The sequence below is a fragment of the Actinotignum urematis genome, from assembly GCF_051264595.1.
Lineage (GTDB): Bacteria > Actinomycetota > Actinomycetes > Actinomycetales > Actinomycetaceae > Actinotignum > Actinotignum timonense_A.
This window is the reverse complement of record NZ_JBOZBG010000018.1, coordinates 14,747-29,794: the sequence shown is the minus strand read 5'-3', so window position 1 is coordinate 29,794 and position 15,048 is coordinate 14,747. Positions and strand designations below refer to the sequence as shown.

Sequence of the window (15,048 nt, the reverse complement as noted above, 5' to 3'; positions counted from 1 at the left end):
GACACGAATATGAGTACCGCTAGCCTGAGCGCCGCCGGAGTGAGTATCTGGCTGGACGATCTATCCCGGGAGCGTATCGCTTCCGGGAACCTTGCTTCCCTTATCGAGACGCATACCGTGCGGGGCGTGACCACGAATCCCACGATTTTCGCCGCGGCCCTGCGCAACGGGGAAAGCTACACCGAGCAGGTGGCCGCCACCGCCGCGGCCGGCAAGGACGGCGACGAAGCGATCTTCGACATCATCATTAAGGACGTCCAGGACGCCTGCGATATTTTCCGCCCCATTTTTGAAGAATCCGGCGGGGAAGACGGCCGCGTTTCCATCGAAGTTTCCCCGGAACTCGCGCATGACACCTCGGCCACCGTGGCCCAGGCCCGCCAGCTGTGGGACCGGGTGGATCGCCCGAACGCCATGATTAAAATCCCGGCCACTAAGGAGGGCCTGCCGGCTATTACCGAAGTGATCGGCCACGGGATCTCCGTGAACGTTACTCTCATTTTCTCCCTGGCTCGCTACGGCGAAGTGGTGGATGCCTACCTCGCCGGTCTGGAAAAGGCCCAGCGTTCCGGGCATGCGCTCAGCGATATCCACTCGGTGGCTTCGCTTTTCGTTTCCCGCGTGGATACCGAAGTGGATGCCCGCCTGGAGAAGATCGGCACCGAGGAAGCCCTGGCGCTGCGCGGCAAGGCCGGAGTAGCCAATGCTCGCCTGGTCTACGAAATCTTCGAGAAGAAATTTGCCTCCGAGCGTTTCACTACCCTCGCGGCGGATCACGCGCATGCCCAGCGCCCGCTGTGGGCTTCCACCGGGGTAAAGAACCCGAATTATCCCGATACTCTCTACGTCACCGAGCTGGTGGCGCCGGCTACCGTCAATACCATGCCGGAGAAAACCCTGGAGGCCACCGCGGACCACGCGGAGATCACCGGGGATACGGTGCGGGAGAACTACGGCCAGGCCCACCGGGTCTTCGAAGAGCTGGCCGCGGTGGGCGTGGATATGGGCGATGTGGCTGCCCAGCTTGAGCGCGAAGGCGTGGAGAAGTTCATCGTCTCCTGGAAGGAACTGAGCGAAACCGTCAGCGCCGCGCTCGCGGCTGCTCGCGCTTAGCTTCCCGCTAAGGCGTCAATTTCTAGCACTGGCTCCGCCTGGGGGAAGGCATCCGTCATCTCCCATACCGAGGCCGCGACCGTGATATCACCCTCCTCAGCCAGGAGGGTGATATCACGTTTGCCCTCCACAAAGGCCAGCGAGGAGAGCACCCGCTCGCCGTTCCCGGCTATCACTTCCACCGAGCCGGCATCCACAAGCACCCGGAAACTTAGCTCAGCAAGGGGAGCCAGCGGTGCTGCGCTCGTTGCGCCCGCGGCACCCGTGGCGGCAGATTCGCCCGCAATCTCGGCGGCGCGCTCGCCCCAAAGCCGGTAGGCCGGAGCCCAGGGCGCAGCCCGGTAACCCAGATTACCCACCGCCCCGCCGCGATCCACCCCGATGGTGCCGCTATTACGATCCACGATAATGCTCACCGAACTGGTATCCGAACCAATGCGCAGGCGCAGCCGTTCACATGCACCCGCAAGCAGAGTCACGGAAATATCCGCCGCGGTAATATCCCGGGCGAGGATAGTAGGCGCGCTGGCCGGAAGGGCGGCGTCGTCGTTCCATAAACAGCGGCCGCGCAGGCGCGTGAGGGTAGGGGCGGGCCGTAAGCACAGTTCACCGGACTCGAGGTGGACGCTCATCGGTACCGTGAGCTGGCCGGACCAGCCGTCGGCCGCGGAGGCCGGGGCGCGCCCGAAGCTGCCCATCCAGCCAAAAAGCGTGCGCTGCCCAGCAATGAGGCAGGTCTGTGGCGCGTAAAAACTGTGACCCCAATTGAGGGTGCGGTACGGCGCGCCGGGTTCGAAACTTTCCCCGGGCCGCCAGCTGCCCAGCAGATAGCCCGCGCTATTGACGTTGCAATGCGCGAAACCTTCCGGGCGGATGCCCATGGGTGAAAAAATTAGCACCCAGGTGTCGCCCAGTGGGAAGAAATCGGGGCATTCGAGCATGAACACCCGCGGATCCGGGTGGCGGTAGAGCACGCGGTCGAAAGTCCAACGGGCCAGGTCGGGGGAGGTGTACATCCACACTTCGCCGCGGCGGTCGCGGCTTTGCACGCCCACGACCATGCGGTAGGTATCGCCGTGGCGCCAGACCTTCGGGTCGCGGAAATCGCGCACGTCTTCCGGGGTAGGTACGACGACGCCTTTCTTCTCAAAGGTCACTCCGTCGCGTGAGATCGCCCGGCACTGCGACTGCCCGCAGCGGGCGGGTGGTTCTCCGGCAGAATCGGGATCGCTACCGGCGGCAGGCAGCTCCGCCACATTGCGGTTCCCGGTGTAGAACACTTCGAGGTGCCCGCAGGGGGCCTGGAGGGCCGAGCCGGAGAAGACGCCGTCGCGGTCGGCTTCCAGGGAAGGAGCCAGGGCGAGGGGGCGGCGCTCCCAGGTGGCGCCGTCGCGCGAAACCACGTGGCCCCAGTGCATGGGCCCCCACTCGGTGGAATAGGGGTGGTGCTGGAAGAAAACGTGGAGTTCCTCGCCGGTGTGGACCAGGCCGTTCGGGTCATTGATCCAGCCGGCGGGTGCCGCGATATGGAAACGCGGGTACCAGCGCGGGTTCACGGCGGCGGCGAGCTGAGCATTCGCGGCGCGGGCTCGAGCCAACGCGGCATCGTGGTCGGCGGTGAACTCAAAGGAAAGCGACATGGTTATCCCTTAATACCGGAAGCGGCAATAGAGTTGACGAATTGTTTCTGGAAAGCCAGGAACAGCATGATGACAGGAACGGTGATCAGCGTGGAGAACGCCATGATCTGGCCCCAGGATACGTTGAGCTGCTGGAAATAGTCGATTCCGATCATCGCCGGGCGCAACTCCTCGGAGCGCACCGTCATGAGTGGCCACAGGTAGGAATTCCACGCCGGCAGGAAAGTCAGAATCGCGACCGTTGCGGTAGCCGGGCCGGAGAGCGGCATGACGATAGAACGGTAGATCTTGAACCAGCTTGCCCCGTCCACACGCGCCGCTTCATCCAGCTCGCGCGGAATGGAATCGAAGTACTGGTAGAAGAGGTAAATCGAGAGCGCATTGGCAATAAAGGGCACAATCTGGACCTGGTAGGTATCCAGCCAGCTTTGCGAGAAGCCGTTCGCATCCAACCACGGGAGCTTATTAACCCACCACAGCAGCGGCAGCGCCAGAGTCTCGAAGGGAACAATGAGGGTGGCGATCACCAGCGTCAGCGAAATCTTGCGGCCCCGGAATTGCAGGCGGGAGAGCGCGAAGGCCGCCATGGAATTGACGATGAGCCCGAAAACCACGATGCACACCGAGATAATGACGGAGTTGAGGAGGAAACGCCAGAAAGGCACCCGGTTGAAGACTCCGGAGTAATTATCGAAGCTGAGGTCGCCCACCGGGAGGAAAGCCTCCAGGCCGCCCATATCCCAGAAAATCTGGGTATCCGGTTTGAAACTGGAGACCACCATGAAAAGGAGCGGTAGGCCGAAAATGGCGGCCAGCCCAATACGCAGCGCCCAGATTCCAATAGCGCGGGGGATGCTGCGAGATGACGTCGCGGTGCTCATGCGCGGGCCTCCTTATCGCGAGTGAGATAGCGTTGCACCAGATTGACGGCGAGAACCAGGACGAAGAAGACCAGGGAAATCGCCGCGGCGTAGCCGGTTTGCTGCTGGTCGTATCCGGTGCGTACCGCCTGGTAGACCACCGTTGAGGTGGAATCGAGGGGCCCACCCTTCGTCATAATATTGATCTGGGTGAACAGCGAGAATGCCGCGATGGTGATCGTAATGAGAATAAAGGTGCGGGTTTGGCGCAGACCCGGCCAGGTCACGTGTTTGAATTGCTGCCATGGCGACGCCCCGTCCAGAGCCGCCGCTTCATAAAGTTCACCCGGGATTGTTTGCAGGCCGGAAAGCCAAATAATCATATGCATCCCGGCGGCCTGCCAGGCAGACATCACGATAATGGCGAAGAGTGCCCAACTGGGATCGCCCAACCAATCCGGCCCGGAAATACCGATTTTGGCCAGCAGTGCGTTGAGCAGACCATCGGGCTGATACATGAAGAGCCACAGCATGGATACCACCACCATGGAGGTGACCATGGGCAGGAAGAAAACGGTGCGGAAGAAATTCAAGCCCGGGAACTTCTTGTTTACGAGCAGCGCCATAATAAGCGCCAGGCCCGACTGTCCCGGCACAATAACGAGGGCGAAAATCAGGGTATTACGCAGGGAGGCCCAAAAGACCTCGGTTCCAAACAACCGCTCGAAATTCTCCAGGCCGATGAATTGCATCGGGCGCGGGGAAATGAGGCGCGCGTCGGTAAACGCAAGGATAAAAGTCAGGACGATGGGAACCACAAGGAAAAGCAGCATGAGGATTCCCGCGGGGGCCAGCATTCCCCACCCGGCCCGTGCTTGCGCGGACGTTTCGCGCCGGTATTTTCGCGACGGCGCAGCAGCTGGCTGAGCACGCTGAGAAGATGCTGGCGCCGGCCGGAGCGCGTGCTTACTCTCCGCGGTGGCCTGGGGTGCAGAAGTCATATCACTGGCCTTTCGGCAGGGCGCGTGAGCTGCCGGTGGTAGCTCACGCGCCTCGCGCATCAGGTGTTACTTGAAGAAGCCGTTGGCTTTTTGGTTGGCGTCAATATTCGCCACGGTTTGGTCGAGAATCTTCTCGGGATCCCCGCCGTTGAGAATGTCCTGGGTTGCCTTGGTGAATTCGGTAGCGATGAAGGGATAGCCGGCAGTTTCGGGGCGCAGCACCGCGTACTTCTTGGAGAATTCCCGGAAGATGGAGTACTTCCCGCCCTCGGCGAAGGCCGGAACTTCCGCGGTGGCGGCATCGGTTGCCGGGATATTACGGGTAGCCACCGAAACCGAAGCCACGTACTTATCCTGGGCGGCGAACTTCATGTAATCCAGCGCTCCCTCGGGGGCTGGGCACGAGGGCGACATGCCCCACTGCCAGGAGCCGCCGCCAATCTTCGGACCCTTGCCAAAATCGGGCGGTGGGAGGAAGACGACGTCGTCGCCAAAAGCCTCTTCGGTGGGCTGCGCTGCCCACGAACCCATCCACAAGAAAGCCGATTTTCCGTTAATGAAGTCCTGGGTGGGATCCGAACCGGCATTGGCCGGCGTGTAACCCTCGGTTACCAGGGAACGCATCCACTTTGCCCATTCCAGGGCTTCGGGACCGTTGAGGGCACCTTCCGCACTTTCGAACTTCGAGCGGTCGATAAGATCCCCGCCGAAGCTTTGCAGGTAGGGGGAGTAAGCGTAGGGATACCATTCGCCCTGGTCAGCGGTGTTGATATCGAAAGGTACCGCGTACTTCCCGGAAGCCTTCACCTTGGCGAGGGCATCGGTGAACTCCTCACGCGTCCAGGGCTGATCCACGGTGGGGGTGCGGATACCGAATTCGTCGAGGATGGACTTGCGGGTAATGATGGAGAGGGCTACGTCGTAGTAGCCGTACGAGTAGATCTTGTCCTCGTAGCGTCCCACCGTGGTGGGGAGGAATTTATTGAGGGTGTCATCCATGCCTTCGAGCGGGGCAAGGTAGCCGGCCCAGGCCCAGTTAGGAACATTGGGGCCGTCAATATCCATAATGCACGGCAGGCTATTGGAAGAAGCGGCCGCCACCACGGATTGGTTGTAGGAAGCCTGCGGGAAAGCCTGCATGGTGACCTGGTACTTATCGGATTGTGCGTTGTAATCAGCAACGATCTGCTCGATAGCGGCGAGCTCTTCTTCGTTGCCGGCGTTATGAGTCCACATGGTGACTTCTTGTTTCCCGTCCGCAACATTGCCTTGGGACGAGGTTCCGCCCTTACTGCAGGCGCTCAGCGTGAAAGCGAGTGCAGCGGCGGATGTTAGTGCGGTGAGTTTCCGGAATCTTTTACTCATCACCCCTCCTTGGGTTTGGTTGGCGCCCCGCCCGGGAAGCGGGAACGTGCTAAGAACCATCACGCGGCACCTTTGCACCGTGATAAATGCATTTAGCACTTGCCAGAAACTATAGGACCGCCGGTGAGTATGCGCAATGTGGGGGCGTGGGTGAGCTTGGTCACCTTGGTGATCGGATACTCTTAGCTCAGACTGTGGCCCAAGGGTGGGAAGAACGGCGCGAGGAGGTTGAATGAAGCGAGCGACGATCGCTCAGGTGGCACAACGAGCGGGTGTTTCACCCACCGCGGTGAGCTTGGTGCTCAATGATCGCCCCGCGCGTCTCTCCCAAGAAGTACGGGATCGGGTGATTGAGGCGGCGGCTGCTCTCAATTACCGCCCCAACCCGGCCGCGCGTTCTTTGCGGACCAATACCACCGGGATTTACGGGGTGATCAGCCGGGATGTTACGGTCACGCGCTACGCCTCGGCCATGCTGAGGGGCATCCTCGACGCCGCTGACCAAGCGGAGAAAATCGTGTTCCTCGCGGAGGTGGGGGATAGCGTGAGCCGGGCGGAGAACTCGGTACGCGAGATGCTCAATCGCAATGTTGATGGGCTTATCTTCGCGGAAATGGGCGCGAAGATGATCACCGTTCCGGAGATTGTGCGTGGCCTGCCGGTGGTGGTGTGCAACGCGGTGCCGGATCGGGAAGGAAGTTTCCCGGCGGTGCTTCCGGCCGAATACGAAGCGGGGCGGCGCATGGCCAATGTGCTTATCGAAGCGGGGCATCGCAAAATCGCGATTATTGGCATGGATGATGAATTGCGTGAGCCACGCATTTCCGCCACCATCGGCCATCGTTTTGACGGAATCCTGGATGCTTTTGCAGAGGCGGGCCTCAAGCCGGTGAAGATTTTCCCGGGTACGCTGTGGGACCCGGATCTCGGTTACGAGGCGATGGGCGAGCTGCTGGATAACGGCCCGGAGTGCACCGCGATTCTAGCTCTCAACGACCGTATTTCTTTGGGGGCGATTCAGCAGTGTTTGGGGCGCGGCATGCATCTGCCCTATGATCTCTCGATTGCTTCGTTCGACGACGACGAAATCGCGCTCTACGTTCACCCGGCCCTCACCACCATCGCAATTCCCTACTGGGAGATCGGGCAAACTGCCACCCGGCTCCTGGGGGAAGAAGGCACGGGGGACCGCGATATCCACCTGGTGGATATGCCGCTACGCATGCGCGAATCAGTACGCCGAATCTAGGGGCGGGGCTCGGGCTTATTCTGCCCGCAGCACCTGCACCACCCGCCGAGCGAGCTCGGGCATCTGGCCGGGGCAGTAGCGCTGGTCGATGGGCAGGGCGAGGATATGCGGCCAGTCCACGCTGTGGCTGAGCCGCGGCCAAAAAGCGGGGGTGTAAACCCCGCGGGCGGCGAGGTGCTCGGCAATGTTATGTGGGTTATGCGCGGCGGACCGGCTTGGCGGTAGTGCGCCTAGACGGAGGGCGAGGGCGTAGGGCGCATGGTTCGTTGATTCGTTACTGTTCACTGCGCTGCTCGTGGCCCCACCGTTCATAGCCCCGCCGATTCCTGCCCCATCGCCGAAGAGCGCGGTTTCAGGCACACCCTCACTCACCAAAGCCGCCCGCAAAGCCCGGGCATTGGCCCGCCGCCGCTCCAGCGCTTCCCCGACATCCAGGTGGCCAAGAATATCCCGAGCCGCCCCGCTTATCGGGCTCGGGCTGAGAGCGGCATCGATGGCGGCCTCAGCTGCGCCGTCGTGCTCCTCCCCGCGCAATTGCAGTAATCCGCACCGCGTTGCCTCGCGCGCCAACGGATTTTCCGCAGCCGCGGCGGGAAGCGCGGCGCCGAGCGCCCAGGCGCCGTCGGGAATCGGAAACCATTTCCGCAAGGACGCTACCGCATAACGCGTCGGAACCTTGTGCATGGTTGCGGCACTAAAAGGCGCGTGCGTGAGATCGGCGACGACGGCGCCACCGCGGCGCTTCCACCCCTCGAGCACGGCGCGTAACTCTGGCGAGGGCCGGGCCCCGAAGGTGGTGGAGACGAGCACCGCGCAGCGCCGCGGCTCGGTGAGGAGTTCGGCGAGGTGGGCCGGGGCTGGCAGGAGGTCCGGGCCGACCTGCACCCAGTGAACCCGGATGCCTTCGAGCTGGAAAGGCTCAACCGCGGTGGCGCACAGGAATCCGGGCGCGATTAAGCTGCGGATGCCGCGGGCGGCGAGGGCCTGAGCGATGAGGCCGAGAGCCTGGCGCCCCGATTGCACCAGCACCGCGCCGGGCGGAACCGGGAGTGCGCGCGAAGCGGAGCGGGGCGGAAGGGATGTGAATTCGCCGCCGAAGGTGAGTGCGGCAGAAAACACCATCATTATCCCTTTCATTAAAGAGCCCACAGCCTGTATTTGTTTCGTATACTCATGCTATCCGGCAAGGGTGCCGGGTGGTGATGACGGTCAGCACGAAGGCCTTGACCGACTCTAAGGAGGAACCACAATGAAAATGATTCTGGACCTGGACACCGGTGTTGATGATTGCCTGGCAATCACTTATGCTCTCGGCTCACCGGAAGTCGAATTAATTGGCATCACCGGCACCTACGGGAATGTCCTCTTGGGCACCGGGGTGAAAAACGATCTTGACCTCCTCGATCTTTTTGGGCATCCGGAGGTTCCGGTCTATCCGGGTATCCCGCACGCTCGTGAAAAGGATGGTTTTGAGGTCCTCGAGATTTCCGAATTTATTCACGGTAAGAACGGCATCGGGGAGATTGAGATTCCAGCCTCGAATCGGGTAGCGGAAACCACGCCGGCCCCCGAATTCATGGTGGAAGCGGTGCGTGAATACGGTAGCGACGTCGTTATTGTTGCCACCGGACCCATGACCAACCTGGCGCGCGCCATTGAACTGGACCCCACGTTCAAAGATAATGCCCGCATCGTCATTATGGGTGGGGCGCTCACGGTTCCCGGAAATTGCAATGATGTGATGGAAGCGAATATTTCCCAGGATCCGGAGGCCGCTGATCTGCTCTTCCGCTCGGGTGCTCACGTCACGATGATCGGCCTGGATGTCACCTTGCAAACACTGCTCACCTATGAACACACCCAGCAGTGGCGGGATTTGGGAACTCCGGCGGCAACGGCCCTGGCTGATATTACTGATTTCTATATCAAGGCGTATGAGACCACCGCCCCGCATCTGGGCGGCTGCGGCTTGCACGATCCGCTGGCGGTGGCCGTGGCGATTGATCCTTCGCTGGTCACGCTTTTCCCCTGCAATATTAAGGTTGATCTGCACGAACCGGTGCGCGGGCGCACGATCTGCGATGAGGAACGGCTTAACGATCCGGTCAAGACCGCAGATGTGGCCATCGCGGTGGACGTGGAGCGTTTCCTCTCCGAGTTCATGTCTCGCATCACCTCGCTCTTGAAAGGCATCTGACCGTGAACGCGCGTGATCGATCTCAGGTTGATACCGCGGCTGCCGTGCGTACGCTGCCGCAACTCATCATTATTTTCATTACCTCAATTCTCACGATCCAGGGCTTCAACCTGGTTTTCCAAGACATCGGCACGCAGCTCAACGCGGTCGAATACGCCCCGCTCATCACCTCGATTCCCGGCATCGTGCTGGGTATCGTGTGCGTGATTTACGGATCACTCGGTGATTTCGTTTCCCTACGCAAAATGATGATGGTGGGCATTGTGCTCATCGTGATCGGCTCGGTGCTGGGCCTGGTGGCATCCCGATCCTCCATCTGGGTGGTTATTATTGCCCGCGCGATTCAAACTGCGGGCACCCAGGTATCCGGCTCGGTCTACCTGGTGGTCACCACCAAGTACGTTCCCGGAGTGAAAAAGGTGCTGTACTTCGGTGTCTTCACCGCGGCCTACCAGTTCTCCACGGCCATCGGGGTACTGGCAGCCGGATGGCTCATCACCATGTCCTGGGTGTGGCTCTTCGCGATCCCGCTCATTTCGGTGCTCTTCATCCCCACGTTGTGGCGAGGTCTCCCGGATGTTTCCGGGCAGGCCCAGCGGATCGACGTTCCCGGGTTCCTGCTGGCTGGTGTTACGGTCACGGCCCTGGTCATGTACTTCAACTCGATGAACTGGCTCTACCTGGGTGCCTTCGCGGTGCTCCTGGCCCTCTTCATCATCTACATTTCCAAGGCCAAGAACCCCTTCGTCACCCCCGAGTTCTTCCAGAATCGCCGCTACCTCATGGCGGTCTCCCTGGTGCTGCTCTTCTACTTCGGTAATTACGCCATGACACCGCTCTTCAACCTGGCCGGGGGCATTTTCCACGGCAAGACGGCCCTGCAAATGGGCTTCGTGCTGCTCGCCGGTTACGTTGTCGCGACGGTTATGGGCGTGATGAGCGGCGCAATCGTGGCGAAAATTGGTAGTGGGATGGGCATTGTGCTGGCGGGCGGATCCGCCGCTATCGGTGCTTTCCTCGCGGCGTTCACGGTGGATAAGGGCCTGTGGGGCATTATCGTTTCGGCGGTGTTCCTCTTCGGTGGCTTGGGCCTGGCCTACGCGCCGGTGGTGAATACCGTGATGGGAACCGTGGACGTCTCCGAATCGGGGCGTGCGGTGGGTATGAACGACCTGGCCATGAATATTTCGCCCTCGATTGGTATCGCGATTTTGGGCTCGATGATGCCGGCAGCTGCCCGCCCGGAAGGCGTGGCCGAGGCCCAATATCTGGCCGATTCCGCGCACAGCCTCACGCTGCTCTTCATTATCGTGGGTGCTACGTGCCTGGCGGGGCTGTTGGCTTTCTTCGCTTTCCGCCGTCAGCTTTTCCCTGTTGATGGGTGGGGAAAGGTCACGAGCGAGGAGGCGTAGCCCCTTCGCACGGCGCCGCTAAGTGCGCGATTTTCATAAAAGAATAATGAGTAGAGCAATACCCAGCGCTACCGCGAGTCCGCCCATTCCGAGGCTCAGGTAGCGCTGGGTTTGCGCGTGGGATTGCACCTCGCTCAGTTCCGCTTGCGCCTCGGCCAGCTCATCCTCGCTGGTCTCCAGCTGGGTGCGGGTGGCGGCCAGCTGGGCTCGCGCCTCGCGCAGCTGCACCTCAAGGGTGCTGATCTGGCTGGTATAACGTTCCTCATGCGCGGCCGACGTGCGCGCCGAATCCACGGTCAAGCGCGCCTCCCGAGCCCGCCCCGCCGCCTCGAGGGCCGCGTAGCGCCGTCGTTCTTCTTCCAACTGCTGCTCTAAACCGCGCACGCGCGCAACCAGGCGGGCCGCGCGCCGCATCGCGTCCTCGCTGCGGGCCTGCGCGGTCACGGCGCTTTGCTCCACGCCCGAGGCATAGACCACGCCCGCCTCCAATTCTTTTTCACGACGACGCAAATCCGCCACCAGGCCCTCCAGCTCGGTAATGCGACTCTGGAGCGTGGCCGCCTCCGCGCGGGCGCCCTCATGCTCGCCGCGCAGCTGGGAATATTCGGCATTCAGCTGGGAATTTTCCGCGCGCAGCGCTTCTGCTTCGCGGTGGAACGCGGTGCTTTCGCCTCGTAGCTTGTCATTCTCACCGCGCAGCTTGTTGTGCTTTTCGCGCAGGTTCTCGCATTCGGCGTGCAGCCGGTCGCGTTCTTCCCGGAGCGCAGCTTTTTCCGTGGTGGGAGCGGGGGCGGGCGCCGAGGCGCGTTTGCCGCGCGCGGGAGTATCAAGTGCCCGAGAACCGCGCCGTCGCTCCGTAGCCATGACCCTCCTTCGTCCGCGCCTGACTTTACCTAATAAACATAGCGCGCGCAGACCTTCGCGGCCCGCCCGCGGCCGGCTTTCCAGGCCAAATACCACGAGCGTGAGCGATGCCACTTTGGCTTCGTGGTCGGGGCGTGCGCAGGGCGTGCGTGGGTGGCGTGCGCGGCGGCGCGGGCAAGCAGGCGGAGGTAGTGCGTGCGGCGCAGGCGCTACCCTTGGAATCATGACAAAGGATCAGCTCACCGGCGCGGCCGGCACCGCCGCCGCAACGCAGCCCGCCGCCGCAACGCACCCCGCCGCAGCTCAGCTCACCCGCACGGAAACGGATTCGATGGGCCCGGTCGAGGTGCCCGCCGCGCACTACTGGGGCGCGCAGACTGCCCGCTCGCTCCAGCATTTCCCCATCGGCGGGGAACGCTACACCTGGGGCGGCCCCCTCATCCACGCCTTTGGGCTGCTCAAAGGCGCGGCCGCCCGCGCGAATGCCGAGCTCGGGGTGCTTGATCCGCAGCTCGCCTTCCTTATCACCGCCGCTGCCAGCGAGGTGGCTGAAGGCGTGCTCGACGCGGAATTCCCGCTCAAGGTTTTCCAGACCGGTTCGGGCACCCAAACGAATATGAACGTCAATGAGGTGATTGCCGCGCGCGCGAATGAAATCGCCACCGGCCAGCGCGGCGGGAAAAGCCCGGTGCACCCCAATGACCACGTCAATAAGGGCCAGTCCTCGAATGATGCCTTCCCGACCGCGATGTATGTGGCGGTGGCTCGCCAGGCGCACCGCCACCTCATCCCGGCGGTGGAGGCCCTGGCGGCCACGTTCCGCGCTCGTGCGAGCCGGTTCCCGGATGTGGTGATGGTGGGGCGCACCCATCTGCAGGACGCCACCCCGATCCGCTGGGATCAGGTGGTGGGTTCCTGGGCGGCGCAACTGGAGGGCGCGCTCGCGGGGGTGCGGGCAGCAGCGCGGGGCCTGTACCGGGTGGCGCTGGGCGGGACCGCGGTGGGCACCGGCCTGAATTCGCACCCGGGTTTCGCGGCGCGGGTCTGCGAGCTGCTCGAGGAGGCGACCGGCTTGCCGTTCCGCCCCGCGGATGATCTGCCCGCGGCGCTGGCCGCCCACGATGACCTCGTGGCATTTTCGGCGAGCCTGCGCACCCTGGCCGCCGCGGCCATGAAGATCGCGAACGATATTCGCTGGTATGCCTCCGGCCCGCGCACCGGCATCGGCGAAATCGCGATCCCCGATAACGAGCCGGGTTCCTCGATTATGCCGGGCAAGGTGAATCCGACACAGGCGGAGGCCCTCACCCAGGTCTGCGTCGCGGTTTTCGGTTTCGACGCCGCGGTTGCTTTCGCCGGCTCACAAGGCAATTTCCAGCTCAACGTCTACAAACCGGTCATGGTGTTTTCGGTGCTCGAGGCACTGCGCCTCCTCGGCGACGCCCTGCGCACCTTCGAACGTTTCTGCGCCGCCGGCATCGCCCCGCGCGAGGACGTCATCTCCGCGCACCTGAACCGCAATCTTATGCTCGTCACCGCACTCGCTCCTCATATTGGGTACGACGCCGCAGCCACGTTGGCGCGCGCCGCTCAGGCCAGCGGGGCGTCGCTGCGGGAGGTCGCGCTTGCTTCGGGGCAGGTCAGTGCGGCTGATTTTGACACGTGGGTGAATCCGGCGGCAATGACCGAACCGGAAGGTAGTTAGGTGTGCAGCGAGGCGTACAGCGATGGGTGCAATTAGGGGCGCGGTGTGCTTTCGGGGATTGTAGGGATGGCGAAGCCTGCTTGGGCGAGGAGTTCGCGCAGGTAGGCGTGTATTTCGCGATAGCCGCGCGCGGTGGGATGCATCCAGGCCCGAATATCCGTGGAAGTGAAGGGTGAGACCAGCCAGGCTTCTTCACTGTCGTCACTGTCGCCGCTGCCGCGAAACGCTTGGGCGTGCGGTTCGTGCCCGGCGAATAGTGCCCGGGTGGAGGCGAAGAGGAAACGCTCGGAGCCGGTTTCTTTCCGCATCTGGGTGATGACGCGTTCTTGCATGGCGTCCGCGGCGCCTTGGAGCTGGGTGAGCGCGGCCCCGGCATCATAGCTTTCCACGACAGGTGGGATGAGGTAGGAGTGTTCCGCGAAGAGCCGCGGATAGCCCACCAGGATAGCGGTGGCCTGGCCGTGGGAGGCGGCATCAATGGACCGCAGGATCTCAAGTGTGGCGGTCTCGATAGCCGGGAGGGCCGCGGTGGCTGTGTTCATGGCTTCTTCGCAGCTCATCGGGGTGCGGAGCACGAAACAGGAGCTGACGATCTGGGCGAAGTTGGCATCGTTGCCGCCCGCGGTGAGGAACACGACCGAGGTTGCCGGGGTGACGGCACTAACTTGTTCGGCTATATCGGATGTTCGTGCCCCGGAGCACGAGGCGTTGGTGTAGCTGGCGCCGAGTTCGCGGGCGAGCGGGGCGGAGTAGTTATCAGGGGAGCGCCGGCAGGTATCTTCTTCGTAAGTGCCGGCCCCGTTACCGGAGGAAAAGGAATCGCCCAGCTGCACGATGGCGGTGATGGGCCGCGGGGTGGGGGAGGACTGCCCGCCCGCGTTGCCGGTAGCAGTGCAAGCCGCGCAGCTGAGCGCCACAGCGGCAAGGCCGGCAGCGGCCCGCGCGGTGCGTGCGCGAAACGCGAGCGAAGCGCCGGCCTGAACCCGGCCGGAGCGAGACCGCCCGGCACGCGCGATGCCCGCGATGCGCGCGCTGCCTAGCCCGCGGCCGGCGCCCGCACGCGGCATTTAGGCCACCTGCCAGGCCGCATCCGGGGTAGCGGGAAGCAGATCCTCCGGGATAACAACACCGGGGCGAGCCCAAACTTCGTACCGGTAACGCAGCCCGGTACGCGAGGTATGCCAGCCTTTATGAGCGGCTCCCGGTGAGCAGAGCCGCAGCTCCCATTCCGGGGTGATTGCGGGCGCGAAAATATCAGCATCCACATCGGCATCAATAACAGTGCGGATAAGCACCTGTGAGCAGGCCCGAGTTTCGGCATAGACCCCGGCGCCCCCGCATACCCAAGCGGCATCCGCCCCGGTAGCACGGGCTAGGGCGAAAGCTTCCTCAAGATTCGCGGCCAGCTGCGCACCGGGAACCTCAAAATCTTCTTGGGTGCTCACCACGATGGTGGGGGAATGCGGCATAGGCCGCCGCCCCGCAGAAATCCAGGTTTTCCGCCCCATAATCACGGGCCGCCCGCGCACCGCCGCCCGGAAAAAAGCCGAATCTTCCGGAACATTCCAGGGCAGCCGCAAGCCTTTCGCGAGGGCGTGATCACGGGCTTCCGCCCAGATTTGTGCGATAAGCATGGCTTCCT

The 15,048-nt window shown here is 62.8% G+C and carries 13 protein-coding genes; 5 read left to right on the top strand and 8 right to left on the bottom strand.

Annotated elements, in window-relative coordinates; translation table 11 throughout:
- The first annotated feature begins 9 nt into the window (after nt 1–9).
- Entirely contained in the window at nt 10–1,113 is a 1,104-nt protein-coding gene (gene tal, locus ACRQDJ_RS07765; protein WP_284904753.1) for a transaldolase, read from the top strand.
- Here tal and ACRQDJ_RS07760 read toward each other — a convergent pair.
- The 4 genes from ACRQDJ_RS07760 to ACRQDJ_RS07745 all read right to left on the bottom strand — a co-directional run bounded on the left by ACRQDJ_RS07760 (nt 1,110) and on the right by ACRQDJ_RS07745 (nt 5,979).
- Nucleotides 1,110–2,753 carry a glycoside hydrolase family 32 protein gene (locus ACRQDJ_RS07760; protein ID WP_284904754.1) on the bottom strand — a complete coding sequence of 548 codons (1,644 nt, stop codon included), beginning with the start codon at nt 2,751–2,753 and terminating at the stop codon, nt 1,110–1,112. The genes tal and ACRQDJ_RS07760 overlap by 4 nt on opposite strands.
- 2 nt (nt 2,754–2,755) lie before the next feature.
- Nucleotides 2,756–3,634, bottom strand: coding sequence for a carbohydrate ABC transporter permease (locus ACRQDJ_RS07755; protein ID WP_435717967.1), 879 nt, complete (start codon nt 3,632–3,634; stop codon nt 2,756–2,758).
- Nucleotides 3,631–4,614: a carbohydrate ABC transporter permease gene (locus tag ACRQDJ_RS07750; RefSeq protein ID WP_284904755.1), complete on the bottom strand. Its 984-nt coding sequence runs from the start codon at nt 4,612–4,614 to the stop codon at nt 3,631–3,633. Before ACRQDJ_RS07750 ends, ACRQDJ_RS07755 begins: the two co-directional genes overlap by 4 nt.
- A gap of 66 nt (nt 4,615–4,680) precedes the next feature.
- A complete protein-coding gene (locus ACRQDJ_RS07745) occupies nt 4,681–5,979 on the bottom strand; it encodes an ABC transporter substrate-binding protein (protein WP_284907162.1) in 1,299 nt (432 codons plus the stop codon).
- 232 nt (nt 5,980–6,211) lie between these two features.
- Here ACRQDJ_RS07745 and ACRQDJ_RS07740 point away from each other — a divergent pair, with 232 nt between their 5' ends.
- Nucleotides 6,212–7,228, top strand: a complete 1,017-nt coding sequence (locus ACRQDJ_RS07740) for a LacI family DNA-binding transcriptional regulator (protein ID WP_284904757.1) — start codon at nt 6,212–6,214, stop codon at nt 7,226–7,228.
- 15 nt (nt 7,229–7,243) lie between these two features.
- Here ACRQDJ_RS07740 and ACRQDJ_RS07735 read toward each other — a convergent pair whose 3' ends face one another.
- Nucleotides 7,244–8,353, bottom strand: coding sequence for an aminotransferase-like domain-containing protein (locus tag ACRQDJ_RS07735; protein WP_284907169.1), 1,110 nt, complete (start codon nt 8,351–8,353; stop codon nt 7,244–7,246).
- Between the two features lie 130 nt (nt 8,354–8,483).
- Here ACRQDJ_RS07735 and ACRQDJ_RS07730 point away from each other — a divergent pair, with 130 nt between their 5' ends.
- Both ACRQDJ_RS07730 and ACRQDJ_RS07725 read left to right on the top strand, forming a co-directional pair.
- Entirely contained in the window at nt 8,484–9,425 is a 942-nt protein-coding gene (locus ACRQDJ_RS07730) for a nucleoside hydrolase (protein ID WP_284904770.1), read from the top strand.
- A gap of 2 nt (nt 9,426–9,427) precedes the next feature.
- Nucleotides 9,428–10,837 (top strand): MFS transporter, encoded by a 1,410-nt coding sequence (locus ACRQDJ_RS07725; RefSeq protein ID WP_284904759.1) that lies wholly within the window; start codon nt 9,428–9,430, stop codon nt 10,835–10,837.
- Between the two features lie 33 nt (nt 10,838–10,870).
- Here the strand turns inward: ACRQDJ_RS07725 and ACRQDJ_RS07720 are convergent, their stop codons facing one another.
- Nucleotides 10,871–11,701, bottom strand: a complete 831-nt coding sequence (locus tag ACRQDJ_RS07720; RefSeq protein WP_284904760.1) for a coiled-coil domain-containing protein — start codon at nt 11,699–11,701, stop codon at nt 10,871–10,873.
- A 223-nt stretch (nt 11,702–11,924) separates the two neighbouring features.
- On the opposite strand from ACRQDJ_RS07720, the gene ACRQDJ_RS07715 reads away from it, so the two are divergent.
- Nucleotides 11,925–13,406: a class II fumarate hydratase gene (locus ACRQDJ_RS07715; protein WP_431832362.1), complete on the top strand. Its 1,482-nt coding sequence runs from the start codon at nt 11,925–11,927 to the stop codon at nt 13,404–13,406.
- Nucleotides 13,407–13,438: 32 nt separating this feature from the next.
- On the opposite strand, the gene ACRQDJ_RS07710 is transcribed toward ACRQDJ_RS07715, so the two are convergent.
- Complete coding sequence (locus ACRQDJ_RS07710) at nt 13,439–14,473, bottom strand: SGNH/GDSL hydrolase family protein (protein ID WP_284904761.1); 1,035 nt, start codon at nt 14,471–14,473, stop codon at nt 13,439–13,441.
- Nucleotides 14,474–15,040 carry a dihydrofolate reductase gene (locus ACRQDJ_RS07705; protein ID WP_284904762.1) on the bottom strand — a complete coding sequence of 189 codons (567 nt, stop codon included), beginning with the start codon at nt 15,038–15,040 and terminating at the stop codon, nt 14,474–14,476.
- Between the last annotated feature and the right edge of the window lie 8 nt (nt 15,041–15,048).

Excerpts from the sequence above, each read along its gene's own strand:
- ACRQDJ_RS07755 (WP_435717967.1), bottom strand. The coding sequence starts at position 3,634 with ATGAGCACCGCGACGTCATCTCGCAGCATCCCCCGCGCTATTGGAATC.
- ACRQDJ_RS07730 (WP_284904770.1), top strand. The coding sequence starts at position 8,484 with ATGATTCTGGACCTGGACACCGGTGTTGATGATTGCCTGGCAATCACT.
- ACRQDJ_RS07750 (WP_284904755.1), bottom strand. The coding sequence starts at position 4,614 with ATGACTTCTGCACCCCAGGCCACCGCGGAGAGTAAGCACGCGCTCCGG.
- ACRQDJ_RS07720 (WP_284904760.1), bottom strand. The coding sequence starts at position 11,701 with ATGGCTACGGAGCGACGGCGCGGTTCTCGGGCACTTGATACTCCCGCG.
- ACRQDJ_RS07760 (WP_284904754.1), bottom strand. The coding sequence starts at position 2,753 with ATGTCGCTTTCCTTTGAGTTCACCGCCGACCACGATGCCGCGTTGGCT.
- ACRQDJ_RS07710 (WP_284904761.1), bottom strand. The coding sequence starts at position 14,473 with ATGCCGCGTGCGGGCGCCGGCCGCGGGCTAGGCAGCGCGCGCATCGCG.
- ACRQDJ_RS07705 (WP_284904762.1), bottom strand. The coding sequence starts at position 15,040 with ATGCTTATCGCACAAATCTGGGCGGAAGCCCGTGATCACGCCCTCGCG.
- ACRQDJ_RS07745 (WP_284907162.1), bottom strand. The coding sequence starts at position 5,979 with ATGAGTAAAAGATTCCGGAAACTCACCGCACTAACATCCGCCGCTGCA.
- tal (WP_284904753.1), top strand. The coding sequence starts at position 10 with ATGAGTACCGCTAGCCTGAGCGCCGCCGGAGTGAGTATCTGGCTGGAC.
- ACRQDJ_RS07735 (WP_284907169.1), bottom strand. The coding sequence starts at position 8,353 with ATGATGGTGTTTTCTGCCGCACTCACCTTCGGCGGCGAATTCACATCC.
- ACRQDJ_RS07740 (WP_284904757.1), top strand. The coding sequence starts at position 6,212 with ATGAAGCGAGCGACGATCGCTCAGGTGGCACAACGAGCGGGTGTTTCA.
- ACRQDJ_RS07715 (WP_431832362.1), top strand. The coding sequence starts at position 11,925 with ATGACAAAGGATCAGCTCACCGGCGCGGCCGGCACCGCCGCCGCAACG.